This window comes from Sphingomonas sp. GW821-FHT12D09, assembly GCF_058807215.1.
The window spans coordinates 1,759,172-1,778,980 of the sequence record NZ_JBXAQL010000001.1 but is presented as its reverse complement, the minus strand read 5'-3'; the positions used below and the strand labels follow the sequence as shown (position 1 = coordinate 1,778,980).

The window sequence follows — 19,809 nt, the reverse complement described above, 5'->3', positions numbered from 1 at the left end:
CGACCTGCGGTCGCGTATTTGCCGGCCGCCGCAGCCTCCTCATCATTGTCAGATCGGCCTCGCCCCACGGGCCCGCACTTGGTCGGCTGCGCCGGATCGAATCCGAGCATGGGAGACCTTGCCAGCCCCGCAGCGCCGCTCGATCGCCCGTGGGTCCGGCGGGGAGATTCCGACGCGAAGCCCGCCACGGAGGGTTTGAAGCCCAGCGGCGGTCAACCGCGCAACTGCGTATCCCCGTGAAAGTCGCACTTGCGCGGCGGCCCGACCCAGTCGGTACCTAGTTCGCCAGACGTTTCGATGATGCATGCAGCGCACACGGAGGCCACAGCCGCGTCGGAACACCAGCGCCGCTTGCCCGCCTTCGAGGTGTCCAGAAAATACCAGCCGCGATCCTGGCCAGCGCAAATGCGGATAGGGCGCCGGGCTGCATCGCCTGACTCTGCCCAGGAAAGCCGTCGTGGTCTATCAGGACAGCATTGCCTGATAGGATACAACGGTGTTCGGCGTGATGGGTAAGGATGGAGGGCGGGGCTGGTTTCGACTAGGGATCGGCATAGCCCTGTCACCGTGAGCAAGACCAATGCCGCAATCGCAAATTCACCTTCCGAGACCCGCTCGCCTTTCGAGGATCGAAAGACATCCTAAATTCCCCTTTGGAATCGTCGATCTTTTTTATCGGGTTCTCCAGGAAGATGGGCGCTCGCTGGCAGAAGAACAAAACTTGCGTGTTGTGCTGTCGTCGAACGAATGCTTCCAGCTGGCCCGGCATTTCGAACTCCTGGCCGCCGAGATCGAGGATGGGGACGAGCTAGGGCGTTAGAACAAGGGTATTCGAGACTTTCCCCTGGTCTGGAAATGATTTGCACCGATGCTATGCGAGCCTCGAGTGGGCGCGGGTAGACTCGAGTGGGGACGGGGGAGATTCGGCCAAAGGCGGCTTGCCTGCCGCACGCAAAGCACTGGAAAAATCACAGCCGGGCTCGCCGCGCCCCGTTTTGAGATGGTGGTACGACCCTGATGCATGGCGAAGGCTAGGCAGCAATGCCGGGCCTTCGCCTTGTCACGGAGAGCGGATGGGCCGACAGCAAATGTGGATGCCTGCCACGTCCAGGCCTGGGGTTGCAGAACTCCGGCACGGCCGAAGCGAAATCGCTGGCCATTGATGTAGTTTAGCGACCGCCGCACCCAAGTGATATTTTCGAACCATGTCCTGCCTCGCCGACCTTTGCCGTCTGAAGGAATATGGAGAGGCGGTTGCCGGGACTCTCCCGAATTTCCAGCTAAAGCGATGCCGGACCTGAACGTCGGGACGTTCCTCCTCGCAGTTCACGAGTTGCGCCAAATCCAGGCGTTACTGGACGCGGCCCGCGATCCTGCCGATTCCCTGGCCCATGTCGATCGCTCGGCAATCCTGGTTCATTTGAGCAGGATGATCGATGCCATACAGGTCCTCGCCATGGGCTCCGCCGCTCGAAGCGCCCGTGGTTTGCGGGACGATCTGAACGACAGCGTGCAAAGCGTTAGCCGGGAGACGGTGCGCGCAGCCCTGGGCGAAATAGAAGGGCGGTTTGCCAACTACCTTCGATATCATGGCATTGGTGGCTCCTAGCATCGACGCGAACGCTGTGGCCACGTGACTTGCAAAGGCCTTTCGTCCCGCGTCGGTAGGAAGAGTCCAGGTTTCCTGCCAGGTACTTGCCGCCGCCTTGCGAATTGACCGAGTCCGCCCTCACCAAGCTGGCGAGGTGCTTGGGCAAATGGAGTCGCCGATGCCCAGTATTTTCGGGCGGTTGCGACGTTCTTCTCGCTCGCCACAGGCCAGAAATCCATGGTTGAGCCGTGCCCGAGCTGTGCCAGGGAATCCAGCCTTTTCGGGGTCCATGGCACGTCCCAGGTAGCTCATGGCAGAATACGCGCTGCCCGGTAACGCTGCCGGTCATTAGCGAAATGGCAACGGTGCCCCGGTCATGCGGCATCCAGGCCAAGCCATATTGCAGCCTTAGGGACGAGGGCACCGGCATGAGCGCCAACGCGGCCACAGGCGCCGCGATTGCCCCGCCGATAGGCATTGACGAGCAGCCACGCGATTGGTCGCGTGCGATTCGCCGGGGACGTTGTTGGCTCCGGTGCCCGTGAGTCGGGCCACCAATTCGCAAAGGGCGCCCCCCGTGCAATTCTTGCGCAAGCAGAACAGTAAAATCGTCTATATAAGACAGTGACATACTATCGAGACCCTGCCGCCGCCGGAGCGGCCTCGCCCTTCAAGACTCAGGCACAATGCCCGATTTGCGGGTCTGCCGCCGACGGGCCCAGCGTCAGCTGCGACTTGCTTCTTCCGATAGTGGGATATGTGCGGACCCTGTTTCACCGCGACTGTGCCTTTGCGATGGCACAACGGATAATCTGCGACACGTGGCCTCACCGCAATGAGGGCGGGCTCATGACTATCGTCACGACGTGACGGGACGCTCGGGCATGGCTGCCACCATGGTCGCCGCACTCGGCTGAGCCGGCGCACAAAGCACGACAATGGAAGGGGCGTCCGGATGGGCGGCTTGCGCTGCGCGAGCTGACCTGGGCAGGACGCGCGTTCGTCGGCGTTGCGCGTCTGAACGCGTTGCGACGCTCGCCCCTCAAGGCCTAAGGGCAGGCAATCGAAAACAGGCGTGGACGCTCCGGAACCCGAATCCTTTGAAGCGCCGGGAGGCGCGCGGCCAAGGTTGTCCAGCGCGCGCGGGCTGCCTATCCCCGCGCGCTTGCCGGGGCGGAAACGCCGGCCCTTACCGATTCGAGCGTGTCTTCCTGCCTCGCGATGGTCTAGCGGACGCTGCCGCGGCGAACGAGATTAACGATCCCCAACAGGATGACCGCGCCGGCGAGCGACACCAGGAACGACGTAACGGTGAGGGGCGCGTTGTTGATCGAGCCGCCGCTGATAAGGAGCCCGCCGATGAATGCGCCGACAATGCCGACGACGACGTTCAGGATGATGCCCTGCTGGGCATCGGTGCGCATGATCATGCTTGCCAGCCAACCAATCACGCCCCCGACAATGAGCCAAAGAATGAATCCCACGATCTTTCTCCTCCTGAGAGAAGGGGAGACGCCCAAGGCAGGAGGAAGTTCCTGAAGCGCAATGATCCCGGGCCAACCTGCGGCGGCATCCCGGACTTGGGACAGCGCCCGCGCGACCCGACCGGTAGACACTCGCCAACCATGCGCCAGCAGAGGCTGGACGCCGCATTGCACCGGTCCCTCCTGGCTTTTCGGTAGAGTATGGTCCCGCTTCAAGGGAACTGGTCGGTCCCTCTATCGTTTTCGTAGTTCCCGAAAGGGCGCCGGGGCACTAGTGCTCTCGTCAAGTTCGACGGCCCCGGTTTCGCTGGCAGACCGACCGCCATTTTCAGTTTGGGCGTCTGGCCAATCAATCTGGAATCGGGTGCCAGCGAAAGCCTCGCATCGCGGGGAGGCGCAGCAGCTCCAACGATAGGTCCGGGATATTCCATGCGTTCCAACAGGCATTCGCTCTGCTGGGCCCGCATTTTCCGAGCCGGCAGGAATCTGCGGTTCTTGATCTGCTCGAGCATGCCAAGGAACCGTGTTTAACCCCGCGACTCGGCCCTGAAGAATTCGCCCGCCGGCTCTGCGAGCCGGCGGGCTTTCTGCGAAGGCTTCCATCGCATGTCGCTTCGGTCGTCCTGGTGTGCGGGAAAGGGCCTGTGCCGACGCCACAATCATTTCGTCGAGGTCTGGCATATCTGGGAAACAAGCCCGCGGCCGCTCGTTGCGCTCAATGCATTCAAGGAGAGCCCCATGGACGAATTCTTCACCAGGATTGCGAGCCGCTCCGCTTCGCTGATGGGGCATCCCCTCGCTTTCATCATTTCCACCGGCTCGGTCCTGGTCTGGGCGGCAAGCGGGCCTTTCCTGCACTATTCCGATACGTGGCAACTCATCATCAACACCGCGACGACGGTGCTGACCTTCCTCGCAGTATTCCTGATCCAGAACAGCCAGAATCGAGACGGCGCGGCGATGCAGGCCAAGCTCGACGAACTGCTTCGAGCCGTCGACAAGGCCCGCGGCGAATTCGTGGGGATCGAGCATCTTACTGACGCGCAGATCTGCGAAATCCGCGATGCGCTCGAACACGACATCGCCCAGGACCACGGCAAGGAAACGACGACCCGGCCAACGGTGGAGCGATTGCTCGCACGATATTAGGCGCCGCGGACCCGCGATGGAACCCCGCGCTCGCGTGGACCGTTTTTCGAAGAGGATTTGCCGAGGTAGACGGCGAATGTCGCCGCCTGCAGCCGGACGGGCGTATAGTTTGCCCTTGCGACCCGTCCGGTATGCCTGGGCACCGACGCGCTGGCCCTCCGGTTGTTTGAGGAGGCCCCAGGGGCGTTGCGACTGCCTCTGCTCCCGGCTTTCCAATATGGCTTGATCTCAGCTGCGCCGGCGAACGGACTGCATCCTTCGGCTCCCCTTGCGGCATAGCCGAACGGGTCAATTCGCGGTTCTGGTCTAGACTACCCGGCCGCTGGCGATGCCTCCAGCTCAGGAGAGCGCGCCTGGATGAAGCTGTCGGCCTCAGCTCGTTCTAGCTATTGGACGGGGCACCATCCAGATCGTTCGTGACATGGTCGTCGACGCAAATGCCATCACCCGTCCTGTAGGTGCAATTCCCTCCGGCGCCGCATGCGGAAAGAAACAGGGTGGCTAACGCGCCCAATATTGCTCGCTTCATGGTCGGTCCGTTATGGTGTAAATGCGCATTCAACTGAAATATCCACGTACCAACGAGTCCCGGTCTTTAAAATCGGGCAATCCGCAGAGTAATTCCGCGACCGGCAGGGCCCTGATCTGCTGACGCACGAGGCATTTTCGACGCCCGACCGCTCAGGCCAGCCTGGAGAACGGACGGCTAACCGCTCCTCCGGGCGAGCCGTGTCCGGATCTGACATGTAGCACGGTTGAAAACCCTTGGCACGCCCGCCGCCTTTCCGGGTCAGCGCTTCGCGCGCCAGCGCATGCCAATTTTCTCCATGGGCCGCCCGCAATGGCGGCAGACGCTTTCCATATGGCCCTCTATCTCGCGCGCCCTCCCTCGGGAGCGCTCGTGCCGTCCGAACAGGCAGAAAGGTATCCGAGACAAGGACATGCCGGCACGAATATCATTGAAAGCGGGCGCACGCGCTAAACTCCATCAGGCAGCGACCAGGTCAGGACAGCATCGGAGCGACGACCGATCGGCCAACCGGGGCGACCGCATTGAACCACGTCTCGAAATCACAACTGAATTGTCTGCAATGCTAGGCGCTTCCCGCGGGCCGGGCGATCGCAAGCAAACGATCGCGAAATATCACCGGATCGAACGCGAAGTTTCCGTCGAGAATAGTCAGCGGTAGCTCTGCGGCGACGCGCAGGACATCATCCTGCGAGAATACCGCCCCTTCGATACCAATGGTTTGAAAGGGAGCCATCTCATCGGTCAACATCAGATGAGCTAGCGCAAGAAGGCGAAAATTGATGGCGAGCCCGAGTGCCGCGCGATCCTTGCCGAAGCGACCTTCTTCCAGAACCTCGACAATCGCCAGGATGCGACCGGTAATGTCCTGTCGTTGCCCCCGCGGCATTCTTGCTATCGCATCCAGCACTGCCTGGATCAATTCCGGCGTCAACGGGGCTGCATTGATCTGCTCAAGCATCTTGCGCACGGCAAGCCCGTCCCATTGCCAGCAATACCCGCATCCCACGGCCTGTTCGCAGGCCGTTCCGGGGCCGGCGTCCTCCCTTCCGTCGGGATGCATCTGAGAGGCCCAGTCCTATACAGCCGAATATAGCGTGGGCCTCAGCGATTTTTTCTTACATGCCGTCATGCATGCCGATGGTCTTGGCCTTGGCTTCGCAGCGCATCGCCTCGTCCAGAAAAGTGTCGCGCGCAACCTCGGTTACGCTCATTCTGGCCCGCCAGCGGCAGGTCCCCGCTCTTTCGATCCACATATTCCGGTCGCCTGCGAGGGTTTCCGGGTCGCCGTTGCCACGCTCCGCCAAGGGTGGTCGGTTCCCTGGCGCAGAGCCGGAAGTCACTCGACCGGGAAATTCGGCGATCATGCCCCTTGCCGTATACCGACGAGGCCCGCGAACGTGCCCTGGACCGAAGGACAGGCATCACGGCAGAGATCGGCGATGCGACCGGAAAAGGCATCGGGCGGTTCGTCGAAGCGGCGCAGCGCCATTGACCATTCCCCGAATTCGCGCCGGGTCGTCTCGCGTCGTGACAGGAGCACGAGCGCATGATGGCGTGGATCCGCGATGATCCTAAGGAAAGTATCCTCGACTGGCTGTCGCGGCCCCTCGAGCGCCTGCAGGAACCGCTTTCCATCGCTGTAGAGCAGGCCGGTGATCTCGTTGCGTTTATTTTTGCGCTGCGATTGAGCCAGTAGCGCATCCATATCGAGCGGAGCTTCCAAAGCCCGACATGAACTGATGTAGAGCAGCTGCCGCATCACGAATCTCCTCGCACGGATACTGGCATTATCCGGCTAATAAATAACGAATTAATCCAGAGCAGGACATTCCCTATCAATGGCGCAGCGCGGCTGCTTGCTGGCGCCTCGCAGCACTTCATGCACGCTGGGCTTGCTTCCTGCTGGCCCGTGCCGCAGGCGCCGATCCGGAAAGCTGCCACTCCATCGCGAGATCCGGTACCGGCCCCGAGCTATGCGCGGCGCGACCGGCGGTAGCCGGACGCGCCGCGCGGGCGTTACTGTCCTGAAACGCCCATCCCGTCAGCGCGCCTTCTTCGCTCCTGCCCGTACCGCTCGTCATGCGCCAAGGCCGGATCAAAAATCGACAGCATTGCCCGGTCGCATGAGGCGGAGGCTAGACGACGCAATGCGGACACTCTGCCGAACCACAGCGGTCGCGAGGCTCCAAAATTGACGTTTCGAAAATCAGTTCGCAACCGGGACAGCGGCGTAGCTGCTCGCGCCGTACCGTCAAGGCTTCGATCGCATCGGCCGCCAAATGCGAGAGGACCGCATTTCGGGATTCCTGGCAGCGACGATGAATCGCCCCTGCACCAGTTGCGGGCGAAAACCCGGCATGGCTGCCAACCCGTTTATGACGTCGACATCCGAGCCCGGCAGCACCTCGCTTGCCAGGATGGCCGCGACACAGCGGGCCATTGCCGCACACAGTTCCCGTACCCTGCGGACGTGACTGATATCGACGGGTGGGCCGGCCGCAAGCAAGCCCGTTTCGGCGAGCCAGCGCGCAAGGGAGGCCGGCGTTGAAATCGGATCGACACTGGCGCCTCGATCGCCAAGGGTGGCGAGAAGAGCGAGGGCTGCCGATCCAGCGGCCGGCTTCACTCGAAAAGGCGCCTGCAGGACTGGGTGAAGCGCCGGGAAGATTCCGCATGGTATACAGACGCGTCGGTCATCGGGCTGCCATAGCATCATTTGAAACGAGGCAAATCGATTTGCGCAAGAAGCCTCTGTGGCGAGGCTTTTGCCGACAGGCATGCCGCTGACACGGGCCAGTGCTGCGCCCATGATCCGAACCACCTGGTACGAGCTTACTGCTCCTCTTGCCGCTCGGCAGCCCAGCGCGCCAATACGTCGAACGCGATCGCGTTCAGGAAGGCAATGCCCGCGCGGCCATTACGTGCCCAGCGGACCGTGGCGCGCCGCGGATCAAGCCCGCGCACGGTGACCAGAACGGTCTCACCGGGGCGGAGAAGCTCGGTGACGAGCTTGGCGCCACCCTGCGAGATATCGACGAGCGTCGTCTGCTGACGTGCGCCATCCACGATCAGGCTGGCGGCGCAAGCGACGCGAATCCGCGGCATGCGTTGCGTCAGACCGGACTCGCCGGAAACGGGGGCCTGCAGGACTTCCAGCACCTTGATAGGCGTGTCGAATGCGAGGCCGATCAGCCCATCGCCTGTCCAGACGACATGTGAGTCTATCAAGGAACCGGATCTTATCTCCACGGAGACCTGATCGCCAGGCATGAAATTGTCGGCGACCTTTCCCATCAGGCCGCCGGATGAGATGTTCCGGATGAGGCAAAGCGCTTCTCCCGCCTCCCGGTAAAGGGTGGCCGTCCGGTAGACGGAGATCTTGTCGCGTGCCTCTTCCCGCCGTTCGGGCGGGCGCGCCGGGATGGCAGGCTCAAAGGAGATTTCGGTCAGCGGGGGCTCCGGGGTCGCCTTTCCCGGTGACCAGAGACTGGCGGCGGGTGCGGTGCGAACTCCGGCCGGGGGGAATGCGACCGCCAGGCAATCCCGCATACGATGAAGCGTGGCATCCCCTGGATCGGTGCGCTCGGGCCGGCAAACAACCATGCTGCGCCGCGTCCCGGCTGGCGCGCGTTCAGGGGGGATCAAGACCTGCGACATCATTCGCTCCTATCCGGAAGCGTGTGCCGCGATCGCCGGCCCTCCCCGGACCCTGCCGAACGATGGCGCGTCTCACGCATCCACCGAACTAAGCGCCCGGTCAACCAGGCGCGATACCGATGTCTTTGGCACGGGTGCGTGTAGAAAAAGTAAATTCTCTCCACATCATACATCTGTACTTGGTGAATGAACCAAATCGGCGCAATCTGCTGCAGGGTCGGAATATCCACGTTCCTAAGACTAATACAAAGCATGAGGAATCGAAGCGGCCAACCGGTCGTTGTTATGGGTATCCGGCAGGAGGAGCCGCGCCACGGCCGAAGTCGGGTCGTTCTATTTTGCACAACGCGACAGCCTGGAGCGCATGATGGATGGTCATGGATGCGCACGCATCGATGGCGCATCGGGCGTTCGGCAGGAAGTATGCGCCGTTGGCGAGGCGGCCGGCCACTTCGGACGCACGCTCGGCGCGAAACCTGGGCGACAGGCCGACAGGGAAAGGCGGCGCGACGGGGGCAGTAAAGTCGCGCTCGAATGCCGCTGCCGGATCATGGAGGCTCGCCAGTCGCCGCTAACGGCCGGGTCAGCCGAGCAACTCGATCCGACGCGACAGTAGTAAAGACGCGGCATGCGTGCGTCTCTCGGCGACCGTCCCGGCAAAGTGCCCGGTGTCGATGTATCCCGGAGCACCCCGGCATTGGCAATTCGGACCACTGCCCGCCTGGTCGCACCGGCAGGCGACGGTCTGCAAAGGGCCTCGTTCCGGCGTCTGGACGCTCGGACAATCCCAGGGCAGAGAAACGCCCGCAATGTCGCATTGTCGTCCGATGAAATTTTCCTCCATTGCGCGTCGTCGCCCAGGCGGGTCGCCCAAGCTGAGGGTCAGGTAGGTCCTGGTCGCGCTGCTGTTCCTTATCCTGGCCCTCGGTGCCATGCCTCGGGGTTGGGGAAGCCTGTCCCGAGCCATGACTTTCCGCAGGGCTCGGACGTTCCGTACCTATCGGGGGTGCCGAGCGTCGGGGCCCCTGTCTCTTTCACCATTGACTGCAGCACGGTCGAACGTCCCAGGCCAGTGAAGAAGCCAGCCAGGTCAATGGGAAAGGGCATCAGGCTGTCGAATTCTTGCCACGCACGTCGTCGCGTCGTTCAGCAGCGAGCAATTCCCTTACCTCGCGGAGGGAAAGACCCTGATCATAGACCAGTTGCTTTATGCGATGTACCAGCGCCACGTCGTGCACGCGATAATATCGGCGTCCTCCGGCCCGCGTCAAAGGCCGTAGCTGTGGAACATGGGCCTCCCAATATCTCAATATGTGTTGCGGGCAGCCGGTTTCGGCCGCCAGTTCCCCGATCGTTCGCAGTGCATCGGGAGCTTTTTCGGTCATCTTGATCCAGCCCTTGCCGAACATCGCGCATACCAGCTTCGATATCGGGAGACAGTGCTCCAGGTTAGTCGGGGCGATTCCGGTGTGCGCCCGGCGGGAGGAGCGGAAACCCGAAGCCGAACGAAGGTGCGTGCGATCGGCAAGTTCAGAATGCATCATGCCTTGCGGGCCGTGCGCGCCACGCCTGACTAACGATTTCCAAAGGAAATGAACGTATTATATCCGTTCTGATGTGGTGAGTATCATGGCGGCACGGGCAGGAAAAGAAGAGGATCGCTTGCGTGCGCTGGCAAGTTTCGCCTTGCTGGACACGCCACCGGAACAGCGTTTCGACGAGATCGCGCGTCTGGCGAGCATGCTGCTCGGCACGAAATGCGCGGCTGTCAGCCTGATCGATGAGAAGCGGCAGTGGTTCAAGGCGCGGATCGGAATTCCGTTTTGCGAGACGCCGCGCGATCAGGCCTTTTGCGCCCACGCCGTGGCGGCGCACGCCTTTGTCGAGATCCTCGATGCCTCCAGAGATCCTCGCTTCATCAACAATCCGCTTGTGACCTGCGAAGGCGGCATCCGCTTCTATGCCGGCGCCCCGCTGATCGTTTCGTCCGGCCAGTGCCTGGGAACGCTGTGCGTGTTCGATCCCGAGCCGCGCCCGCCACTTTCGGCGGAGCAGCGCGGGGCGCTGACAGATCTGGCGCAGGTCGCGGTAGAGCGGATCGAGGGGATGCGCGACCGAAGGCTGGGCGAGATCACCGCGAAGATGGTCGATGCCACTTCCGATGCCATTCTCTGTGTCGATGCCGCCGGGCGCATCTCCTATTGGAACCGTGCGGCCGAGACGATGTTCGGCTATCAGCTCGACGAGGCCCTCGGCCGTGACATCGAGCTGATCGTGCCGCGCGACGCGAAGACCGGCAGATATTGTCGTTCGGTTCTGCGCTCGCTGGCGCGGGATCCCGTGTATGCGGGAAAAACTTTCGAACTCGAAGCCCAGCGCAAGTCGATGGAACGCTTCCCAATCGAACTGTCGGTCGCTCGGCTGGAGTCGGATAGCGGGACGCATCGTCAAGGCTATGCGGCCATCATCCGGGATGTGACCGACCGCAAGCTGCAGGAACGCCAGAACGTGCAGACTCGCCTGTTCTTGGACACGATTATCGCGAACCTTCCTGCCATGCTGTTCGTCAAGGATAGCGAGACCCGGCGCTACGAATTGCTCAATCGCACCGGGGAGGAGTTCATTGGGTTGCCTGCGTCCGCGGTCGTGGGCCGAACCGATCGTGAGTTGTTTCCGGAAAGCGGTGATGCCTATCACGAACGCGACACGGCAGTGCTTTCGGCGGGCGGGATACAGTCCTATGAGAGCGACTTCACGCGGGAAGACGGACAGGTCATACGCCTGCGCACCAAGCGCATCGTCGTCGACGGTCCCGACGCGCCGGGGCAATTCATCCTGGGAATGAGCGAGGATGTCACTGACGTGCGCGATGCGCAGGCTCGCATATTGCGCCTTGCGCATTATGATTCGCTGACGGGCCTGCATAACCGGGCCAGTTTTCTCGAGCAGCTGGACAGTCTTATGAAGTCCGGCGAGCGCTTTGCCGTGCTCACCGTGGATCTCGACCGGTTCAAGGCCATCAATGACCAATTCGGTCACCTCGCGGGAGACGAGGTGCTTGTCGAAGTTGCCAATCGCCTTCGCCGGATCGCAGGCGGCAAAGCTATGGTGGCGCGTGTTGGCGGCGACGAATTCACCCTGCTGCTTACCGGCCCGAACACGTCCGACGAGGCGCGCCGCCTCGCGGAAGCCTTGGTGCGCGGGCTTGGCGTTCCTTATCGCCTGGAGCGCTTCGTCGCGCATACCGGCGCCAGCATCGGCATCGTGATTGGACCCGATGACGGCGCCAATATCGCCTTTCTCCGCCAGGCTGCGGATCTCGCCATGTATCGTGCCAAGTCCGGCGGGGGCAGTGCCGCCTGCTTCTTCAGCCCGGAGATGGACCAGGCCGCACGCGACCGACGCATGCTTGAAAAGGATCTCAGGCAGGCCGTCGCGTCCGGCCTGATCGCAGTCGTCTATCAGCCTGTCGTCGCTACCGCGACGGGGCAGACGACGAGTTTCGAGGCGCTCGCGCGGTGGACCCACCCCGAACGAGGCCCCATCCCGCCCGATCTCTTCATTTCGATCGCGGAGGAGTGCGGGCTCGTGCCCATGCTCGGCGAGCAGGTGCTCGAGAGCGCCTGCCGGGCGGCCGCGACATGGCCTTCGCATCTCAGCGTCGCCGTTAACCTTTCACCTATCCAGTTCGAGAGCGGCGATCTGGTGGCGACGGTACGCAACGTGCTGGATCGCACCGGCCTCGCGTCGCATCGGCTGCAGCTCGAGGTGACCGAGGGACTGGTGATTCGTGACGTCGATCATGTCTTCTCGATCCTCGAGCAGCTCAGGGGCCTCGGCATCCAGATCCTCATGGACGATTTCGGCGTGGGATATTCCTCGCTGAGCTATTTCGAGCGCTTTCCCTTCGACAAGGTGAAGATCGACCGCTCTTTCGTATCGAAGATGCTGGAGTCTCCGGTCTCCGTCGCGATCATCGAGGCCGTCGTCTGGCTCGGCAAGCGGCTGGGCATGGGCATCGTGGCCGAGGGCGTCGAGACCGAGGCCCAGATGAAGGCGCTGGTGGATATCGGTTGCACGCACCTCCAGGGCTATCTTCTCAGTCGGCCGCGCCCGGCGGCAGACTTCGCGCATATCCTGAAAAGTCGGCCGCATGGCGGGGCCACCGGCACGGATTCGGACAGCTCCGCGCATGGTTGACTCTCCGGCGCTGCCGGGCGACGCAGGTGCAAGGCGGCGCTCTCGGGTTAGAGATCGCCCGGGACAGTCGAAACCTCTCGGGCAGGCGGTGGGAACGGCGTTCCCGCGTGACTGACCCCTAACCGGCTGGAAGCCCAGTCCCCGCCTCGCGTCGGACAACGCCGGATACGGATATTGCAGGATCGCAGCACCTGAGCCGGCGTTCAACCGGCGAGGGGAAGCACGCCAGCCTGGCCGGTCGCCATCAAGCGGGGTATTTCACCCGGCAACTCCCGGGCGAGGAAACCGATCTCGCCCGATACCTTGGTACGGCGGCGGCCCGCTTCACCATGCAGCCACACTGCCCACGCCGCCGCCGTTTGCGGCTCGGCACCTCGCGAAAGCAACCCGCCCAGCACACCGGCGAGTACGTCACCCGATCCCGCGGTGGCGAGCCCCGGACCGCCCCCGCCATAGCAGAGCATGTCCGCTCCGGGGGCCGCGATCCAGGTCTCGGGGCGCTTGAGCACCACGATCGCGCCGAATCGTTCGGAAGCCGCGCGGGCCAATGCCTCGGGCCGGTTGCGGACCTCGGCTTCGTCGCATCCCATCAACTGCATCATTTCGCCTGGATGAGGGGTCAACACGACTCGGCCGGCATGGGATCGCAAGGCATCGGCACATCCACGCGCGCCCCCTATGGCGGCGGCATCCAGCAATATCGACCGACCGGGGGGCAATTCCGCCAGCAGTCGGCGTACGATCGAGGCCGTCGCCGCCCGTTCGCTCATGCCAGGCCCGAACACCAGCGTGTCGCAGGCGGATAGCAACTCTAGCAGCTTTGCCCCGGCATCCGCGCCCATTTCGCCTGCGCCATTGGTAGCAAGTCCGAAGACCGCCGCCTCCGGCATGGCCAGGCCAAGGGAGAGTGCCGCAGGTTCCACGGTCGCCAGCTGGATCTTGCCGGCCCCGGCGCGCAGCGCAGCCTCGCCGGTAAGCAGCAGCGCCCCCGGCACGGCGAGCGAGCCACCCGCCACCAGCACGCGACCCCGTGCATTCTTATCGGTCTCCAGATTAACCTCGGGAAGCGGGTTCGCGGCCAGCCATTCGTCGTCGAGCCCGATCATCCGCGTGCCGCCACGGCGCGGTCGGGCTCGACGGCCGAGCGGCGAGCCTGGGCGACGGTAAATAAGGAATCCGGCGGCGGCAAGAAATCGGGCTCCGGCCGCGGCAGGAAGGAAGGCCATTCCAGTTCGCGCAACGCAGGCGAAAGCCGGAGCACGAGCGATCGCTCCGCGGCGGCGAGAAAAGGCTGGGAGACCCCACGAAGGCGCGACAACGCATGACGGACGAGGACCGGTTCTATTTCGCCCGGCGAGAGCGACGCGAACGCGAAGTCGCCGCTCTTGCCGATGACCCCTCCGTGGCGAGCGCGCATCTTCGGCTCGCCAGGGCCTATGCCCGGCGCTTGCGCGAAGCGGTCGAGCTATAGCTGTGCAGGCTCAGCGATCGCGCTTCGGTACCACGCTCAGTTTTCCACTTCCCTCGAGAACCGCCCTGGCTACTTCCTGAGGAGTCAACACCTGTTCCATGCGAATGGCTTCGAGCAAGTCACTTTCGCTGAGGTTGGCGCGTCGTAATGCCCGGGAATCGACACGCCCGTCCTCGATGACGTGGATCGGCCGCGACTTGACCAGCCAGGCGAGCCAATTCCATCGCATCGCCGCATAGGCCAGCAGGCGATGCAGGATGGCGAGCACTAGGGTGACCGCGAGCGACGCGACGACCGGTGCCTTGCCCATCATGACGCGGCTGATATTGGAGCCTACGATCAAGGCCACCACGATATCGAGCGGCGAATATTGGGCGAAGGTTCGCCGGCCGGCGACCCGCACGCACAGGATTCCGAAGGCGAGCAGCGGTACGGTGCGGATACAAAGCTGAAGCACGGTCGCACCGTCGTCAGGCCCGATCAGTAGACGGATGAAATCCATGACGTCCTCCACTGCGCGGCATGCTCGTCAGCGCGCCGCGACCGCATGGATGCGGCAATGCTCGAGATAGGCGGCTTCGTGCCGGCCCATCAGCTTGACGACGCTGCGCCATAGCCAGGGCGGCGCATCAAGGCTGCCGAAACCGGGCTCGCGCAACTCTCGCGCCCATCCCTTCCGGGCGGCATCATCCATCTGCGCGCCATGCGCGCGACCCAGCACGAAGGCGAGGTAATGCGCGGCGCGGATCGCCTCGGGCCGCGAGAACTGGTCGATTTCGATCTTCAGGTCCTGGGGACGCAATTCGCGCAGGACGAATGCCCCGCCGAGCAGGTTCACTGCCGCCATCCTCTTGCCGAGAAATGGGGAAAGCGAGCAGGCGCCCGTCACGACACGTTCGGCGGCGCCGCGCGGCATGCGTGCCCCGCGTGCAGTCGGCGCCAGCGCGGGGACTGCCTGTTTCAAGTCGACGAGCGCGATCGCCTCCTTGCCCCTTACGCCTTCGATCGCAACCAGCGCCGCATAGCGCCCGGCGCCCAGCGAGCTGCACCCCTTCACCCAGTAAGCTGCATCGAGCAGCCGAACGTTCGTGGCGCCATCGTCGTCGCGCGCAAGCAGCGAGGCCATGGCGGCTTGGGCGAAGATCCCCTCGATCGCCTGGCGCTCGTCGTCGCCGAGAGCCCAGAAACGTTTGCCCAGAGGGATATGGGGACGCGTATCGGCGATGCGCTCGCGGGCGAGATGGCGCCAGCGCCGGCCCAGCGCCCGCTTGCGGGCCGACCGCACCACCTCGGGCTGGAGCGACTCATCGACTTCGCGTCGCTGGTCGAGGCCGCGGACATAGCCGTCGATCATTGCCTCTACGATCCGGGCGGTCGCCAGCCCTGGCAGGTCGGACCCACGCGCCGCGGAGGCGAGCGAAAGCGCAAGCCGGATGAGGTCGTGGGCAGGGTTGCCGATCACGGTCTGGTCGAGGTCGCGGATCTGGATGTCGACTGCGCCCTCGGCGTTGGCAACCGGGCCCAGGTTGCCAACATGGCAATCGCCGCAAATCCAGACGGATGGCCCCTGGGGAATGTCCCGCGCGATGTCCGCCACTGACAGCCAGCGGTAGAAATGCTCGGTACTGCCACGAACAAACGCATGTGCCGACCGCGACATTTTGCGCAGCCGGCACGCCTCGAGTTGCTCAAGTCGGTCGGCGGGATCAGTCGGTGCGAGCATGGGATGACCGTCAGGCAGTGAGCAGGTTGATTGCACGCGGCTCGGCCGGCGGCAGCCCGTTTGCTTCCTCCTGCGCGAGCAAGTCTTCCTTGCGGGCAAGCATCGCGTCGCGCATCGCCACCAGGTCGACTTCCTCGACCTTGCGGCACTGGGCGAACATGCCCTCGGCGGGCATTTCCTCCTCATGGACGTGATGCGCGATCTCTTCGGACAACACCTTCACCTTGGCGTCGTAGAAATCGTCCTCCGGGCTGCCGGCCTCGATGTCGTTAATCAGCACCTTGGCGCCGTCATGCTCGACATAGGCTTCGTCGAGCATGTCGTCCTCGATCTTGCCGCGATAGGCCGGATAGAAGATTTCTTCCTCCAGCATAGTATGGATCTTGAGTTCCACACAGATCTGGTGGGAAAGCTTCTTCTTTGTAGTTGCACCGCTGGCGCGCTCGTATTTTTCGAACAACGCTTCGACTTTACGGTGATCAGCCTTTAGCAACGCGATCGCATCCATGAATTCAGCCATGATCCGTCTCCCGTCCACCACCTGCGTACCAATCACGGAGGGTGGTAACGGTTCCGCTTGCGAATCGATTGCAAGAACCAAGAGTTCGTACGTTTCCAAATGCTTGCTCTGGGTCGACGTGCGAGCTTCGGTAGTTCACCGCACATGCGGATAAACGTGCCGTTTACCTGCGGCGTCCAAGCTGGACCCATGAATTCCGTAGCGAAATATCAGCTCCGGGTGTGCGCTGTCACTGGTCTTGCATACTTCGCGCTGGCTGCCACGGCGGTCCTGGCAACCCGCTTCCAGGGCGGCGTTGCCTTTGTCTGGGTGGCCAATGCGCTCCTTCTTGCCAGACTATTGGTGCTGAGGCCGCTCCATTGGTGGCCTTCGCTGGCAGCCTGTGGGATTGCCGGGGTCGTCGTTACCGCACTGGTTGGTCTCGGCCCGGCCGCCGCGGTACCCATGGCTCTCTCCAACCTGGCCGAGTCCCTGGCCGGCGCGCTGCTCATCCGGCGCCTCGCCGGCAGGGCTGCCGGGTTTGAGAACCACTCCTGGCTCTTGGCCTTCATCCTGGGCGCGGGCGTCGCCGCGCCGGCGCTGAGTGGCCTGCCCGCAGCAGCCATTGCCACCAATTTCGGTGCCGGGACCTATGTCGGCAACTGGTTGGCTTGGTTTGCGGGTCACGCGCTGGGCGCGATAACCTTCACGCCGATCGCGGTATATTTCGTGAGAGGGGAAACGGCGGCGTGGCTGCGGCGCGCGAGCATGGCAGCCACCTCGAAGACCATGGCGTTGCTTGCGCTCGTGGCGGGCGTCAGCCTCATCGTCTTTTCCCAACGGGATTTTCCGCTGTTGTTCCTGCCCCTGCTCCCGATCATCTTTGCAACCTTCAGCGGAGGGAGAATATCCGCGGCGCTGTCGGTGATCGTGCTCACGATCATCGGCGCCTCGTTCACTCTCCGCGGTGAAGGGCCAGTGAGCCTGATCGAAGCGCCGCTCGGGGTGCGCGTCCAGTTCCTGCAATTCTATCTGGCGGCGACGGTCCTGGCGGTGCTTCCGGTGGCCGGGGAGCTTGCCAGGCGGAAGGAAATCTTCCGGCGCCTGCAGTACAGCGAGGCGCGCTATCGGCTTCTTGCCGACAACTCGACAGATATCGTCCTGAACCTCGACGTGGACGGGACGATCAGGTTCGCCTCGCCCTCGATCGAGCAGATCGGGGGATTTCGCGTCCAGGAGGTGCTCGGACGCAATGCCGCGGACCTGGTCGATGCCGACTATGTGGACGCTGCGCGGCAGGCGCATCAGGCAGCTGTGCGCCATCCGGATCGCACGTTCACGGTGGAATATCGCGCGGTCACTGCAACCGGCGAGGCGCGATGGTTCGAGAATCACAGCCGGGCCGTGCTGGATGGTGAACAAGTGGTCGGCGTGGTCAGTACTGTGCGCGACGTCACCCACCGCAAGGCGCTGGAGAATCGTCTTGCGCACGCCGCGATGACCGATGGGTTGACCTCGCTTGCGAACCGGCGCGCCTTCGATGTCGCGCTCCTGGGCCATATCGAAAATGCGGAGGAGACCGGCGGCTGCGTGGCCCTGTTCGACCTGGATCATTTCAAGCGCGTGAATGACCTGCATGGCCATCCCGCCGGGGATGCCGTTCTCCAGTGCTTCGCCAATCTGGCGCGCAGCTGCATTCGCGAGCGCGATTTCATCGCCCGCCTGGGAGGGGAGGAGTTCGCGATCATCCTCCCTAACGCCTCCCCGGAACAGGCGCGCCTGATCTGCGAACGACTGAGGACGACGGTCGCCAAGGCGGCCGTACGTTTCGAGGATGCCTCGATCCAGGTGACAGTCAGCGGCGGCGTCACGCGGTATCGCGCGGGGATGACCCCGAGCCTCGTGCTCGCGAATGCCGATTCCGCGCTTTATGACGCAAAGGCGCGGGGACGCGACAGGCTCGCGCTGGCGGCTTGACGTCTCCTTGGGTGTCGTCGAGGAGTGGCGAGCCCGCTGCCTGCTGCGCAACCCTGACCCAGGCCGGATGTTGGCCATGGGCTCGCTGGCGACGGACCTGGCGCGTATCCCGAGAGCTTCATCAATTCGCACCCGTCCATCCCCGGGGTGCTTTCAAGCTACCGCTCACCCTACGAAACGATGGACAGTTCGCTGCAGTTGGCGGCAACGAACGAGCGCCTCAGTCCATTGGGAGGAACGACTCGAGGATTCATTTCAGCCGATCCAGGCGATCGCTCGGGTCTGCAATTGCCTCGGTGAGCAGCGGGCGTCGTTTCTCTCAACCAGTCCGGCGGCGGAGCCGTCCCGGTCTGCATCGGCCTGCCGGACACAAAGTCCGAGCGCACCGCTGCGATCGTGCGCGCCTGGTCGGGTGTCTCGGCGAAGGGGAAGCGCTCGACGAACCGCTCATAGGCTCCGGCTTCGGGCTCGAGCCTCGTCCCTACTCGCTTGGCACGCTCCGCAGCGAGTTTGCTCAGCTCGATTTGTCCGGCAACGACACCCGCACCACCAGCAGGCCGGGCTCGACTTGACGGACCACCTTGCCTCCCACCGCGGCGACGATGCGCTCCATCAAGCCGAGCCCCTGCGCTCCCTCGCGGGGCACTCCAAAGTCCGTCGGCTCATGCCAGGCAAACTCCAGCGAGCCATCAGCAAGCGCTGCTTCCACATGCACGGTCCTGGCGGCGCCCAACGCTCCATATTTTAGGCTATTTGTCGCCAGTTCACCGAAGGTCAGGGCCAGTGCCTGGGTTGCAGCATCGCCAAGCCGGACGTCGGGAAGCGAGCCAATCTTCAACAAGCTGTCCCCGCCATACACAGCGGCCAGCTGGGGCAGGACCTGGGGAAGGGACTTGTCGCGCATCGGATCGAGCACCAGTTCCTGTACATGCGCCAGCTGGCCGAAGCGCTTGCTGACAGCCTGTGCGAAGGACCGGTGCTGGGGTTGCGCACGCGCTTCGAGCGCGACGATTCCCGAAGCGATGGTCATGGCGTTTCTCAGCCGATGGCGCATCTCCGCATTGATCGCGACGATGCGGTCCTTTTCGGTTTTCTCCGCAGTTATGTCCCGCGAGATCACGAGATACCGCACGGCGCCATGCGCCTGGATGGGCGTCATCGTGACATGCCACCAGCGAACAGGCTCCAGGTCGACAGGCCGCGAGGCGGAGAAATGGGCGGCACGCCCTTCCATCGCTTCGCGCAGGGCGGCCTCGGCAAGTGGCTGCGCCGCCTCGGGCCATTCCAACGCCCAGGGTCGGCCAATGACGTCTCTGGCAGAATCGAGTCGCATGGCGTTGCGGCCCGTTTCGTTCACGAAGAGCACCTCCGCTGAGGCGTCGAGTAGTTCAATGCATGCGTCGCTCCGCTCCAGCAGCGCTGCGAGCAGCGTCTCACGCTCCTCTCCCGGGACCCCTTGAGCAACCGCCAATTCGACTTCCTAAAAAACCCAAATATCAGTGTTGCTTAGTCCATTGCGGCGGTTC

Annotated in this window: 17 protein-coding genes; 5 read left to right on the top strand and 12 right to left on the bottom strand. The window is 63.4% G+C overall.

From position 1 onward, the window contains the following. Positions 1-212: 212 nt before the first annotated feature. Entirely contained in the window at positions 213-566 is a 354-nt protein-coding gene (locus AC1RPL_RS07890) for a CGNR zinc finger domain-containing protein (protein WP_493069102.1), read from the bottom strand. A 722-nt stretch (positions 567-1,288) separates the two neighbouring features. Here AC1RPL_RS07890 and AC1RPL_RS07885 point away from each other — a divergent pair. After that, on the top strand, positions 1,289-1,609 hold the full coding sequence (locus AC1RPL_RS07885) for a hypothetical protein (RefSeq protein WP_493068694.1): 321 nt from the start codon (positions 1,289-1,291) through the stop codon (positions 1,607-1,609). Between the two features lie 1,208 nt (positions 1,610-2,817). On the opposite strand, the gene AC1RPL_RS07880 is transcribed toward AC1RPL_RS07885, so the two are convergent. Beyond that, positions 2,818-3,075, bottom strand: coding sequence for a GlsB/YeaQ/YmgE family stress response membrane protein (locus AC1RPL_RS07880; RefSeq protein ID WP_493068693.1), 258 nt, complete (start codon positions 3,073-3,075; stop codon positions 2,818-2,820). A 738-nt stretch (positions 3,076-3,813) separates the two neighbouring features. Between AC1RPL_RS07880 and AC1RPL_RS07875 the strand changes: the two genes are divergently transcribed. Beyond that, positions 3,814-4,224: a low affinity iron permease family protein gene (locus AC1RPL_RS07875; protein WP_493068692.1), complete on the top strand. Its 411-nt coding sequence runs from the start codon at positions 3,814-3,816 to the stop codon at positions 4,222-4,224. 1,094 nt (positions 4,225-5,318) lie between these two features. Here AC1RPL_RS07875 and AC1RPL_RS07870 read toward each other — a convergent pair. From AC1RPL_RS07870 to AC1RPL_RS07850, 5 genes are all read right to left on the bottom strand, one after another. After that, entirely contained in the window at positions 5,319-5,714 is a 396-nt protein-coding gene (locus AC1RPL_RS07870; RefSeq protein WP_493068691.1) for a hypothetical protein, read from the bottom strand. 402 nt (positions 5,715-6,116) lie between these two features. Next, positions 6,117-6,515: a BLUF domain-containing protein gene (locus tag AC1RPL_RS07865; RefSeq protein WP_493068690.1), complete on the bottom strand. Its 399-nt coding sequence runs from the start codon at positions 6,513-6,515 to the stop codon at positions 6,117-6,119. Between the two features lie 492 nt (positions 6,516-7,007). Then, complete coding sequence (locus AC1RPL_RS07860; RefSeq protein WP_493068689.1) at positions 7,008-7,565, bottom strand: ABATE domain-containing protein; 558 nt, start codon at positions 7,563-7,565, stop codon at positions 7,008-7,010. Positions 7,566-7,588: 23 nt separating this feature from the next. Further along, positions 7,589-8,413 (bottom strand): PilZ domain-containing protein, encoded by an 825-nt coding sequence (locus AC1RPL_RS07855; RefSeq protein ID WP_493068688.1) that lies wholly within the window; start codon positions 8,411-8,413, stop codon positions 7,589-7,591. Positions 8,414-9,519: 1,106 nt separating this feature from the next. Continuing rightward, a complete protein-coding gene (locus AC1RPL_RS07850) occupies positions 9,520-9,957 on the bottom strand; it encodes a MerR family transcriptional regulator (RefSeq protein ID WP_493068687.1) in 438 nt (145 codons plus the stop codon). Positions 9,958-10,030: 73 nt separating this feature from the next. On the opposite strand from AC1RPL_RS07850, the gene AC1RPL_RS07845 reads away from it, so the two are divergent. Then, positions 10,031-12,613 (top strand): sensor domain-containing phosphodiesterase, encoded by a 2,583-nt coding sequence (locus AC1RPL_RS07845; RefSeq protein ID WP_493068686.1) that lies wholly within the window; start codon positions 10,031-10,033, stop codon positions 12,611-12,613. 203 nt (positions 12,614-12,816) lie between these two features. Here the strand turns inward: AC1RPL_RS07845 and AC1RPL_RS07840 are convergent, their stop codons facing one another. Next, on the bottom strand, positions 12,817-13,719 hold the full coding sequence (locus tag AC1RPL_RS07840; protein WP_493068685.1) for an NAD(P)H-hydrate dehydratase: 903 nt from the start codon (positions 13,717-13,719) through the stop codon (positions 12,817-12,819). Between AC1RPL_RS07840 and AC1RPL_RS07835 the strand changes: the two genes are divergently transcribed. Beyond that, positions 13,648-13,938: a hypothetical protein gene (locus tag AC1RPL_RS07835; RefSeq protein WP_493069101.1), complete on the top strand. Its 291-nt coding sequence runs from the start codon at positions 13,648-13,650 to the stop codon at positions 13,936-13,938. The genes AC1RPL_RS07840 and AC1RPL_RS07835 overlap by 72 nt on opposite strands. 156 nt (positions 13,939-14,094) lie before the next feature. Here AC1RPL_RS07835 and AC1RPL_RS07830 read toward each other — a convergent pair whose 3' ends face one another. From AC1RPL_RS07830 to AC1RPL_RS07820, 3 genes are read right to left on the bottom strand one after another with little or no spacing between them, the layout of a single operon-like run. Continuing rightward, positions 14,095-14,586 carry a DUF421 domain-containing protein gene (locus AC1RPL_RS07830; RefSeq protein WP_493068684.1) on the bottom strand — a complete coding sequence of 164 codons (492 nt, stop codon included), beginning with the start codon at positions 14,584-14,586 and terminating at the stop codon, positions 14,095-14,097. A 27-nt stretch (positions 14,587-14,613) separates the two neighbouring features. Next, the gene (locus tag AC1RPL_RS07825; protein ID WP_493068683.1) at positions 14,614-15,807 is read right to left on the bottom strand and encodes a DUF2252 family protein; all 1,194 of its coding nucleotides are present in this window, start codon (positions 15,805-15,807) and stop codon (positions 14,614-14,616) included. A 10-nt stretch (positions 15,808-15,817) separates the two neighbouring features. Beyond that, on the bottom strand, positions 15,818-16,327 hold the full coding sequence (locus tag AC1RPL_RS07820; protein ID WP_493068682.1) for a hemerythrin domain-containing protein: 510 nt from the start codon (positions 16,325-16,327) through the stop codon (positions 15,818-15,820). 189 nt (positions 16,328-16,516) lie between these two features. Here AC1RPL_RS07820 and AC1RPL_RS07815 point away from each other — a divergent pair, with 189 nt between their 5' ends. Further along, positions 16,517-18,283 carry a sensor domain-containing diguanylate cyclase gene (locus AC1RPL_RS07815; protein ID WP_493068681.1) on the top strand — a complete coding sequence of 589 codons (1,767 nt, stop codon included), beginning with the start codon at positions 16,517-16,519 and terminating at the stop codon, positions 18,281-18,283. Positions 18,284-18,797: 514 nt separating this feature from the next. On the opposite strand, the gene AC1RPL_RS07810 is transcribed toward AC1RPL_RS07815, so the two are convergent. Next, on the bottom strand, positions 18,798-19,754 hold the full coding sequence (locus AC1RPL_RS07810) for a PAS domain-containing protein (protein WP_493068680.1): 957 nt from the start codon (positions 19,752-19,754) through the stop codon (positions 18,798-18,800). Positions 19,755-19,809 lie beyond the last annotated feature (55 nt).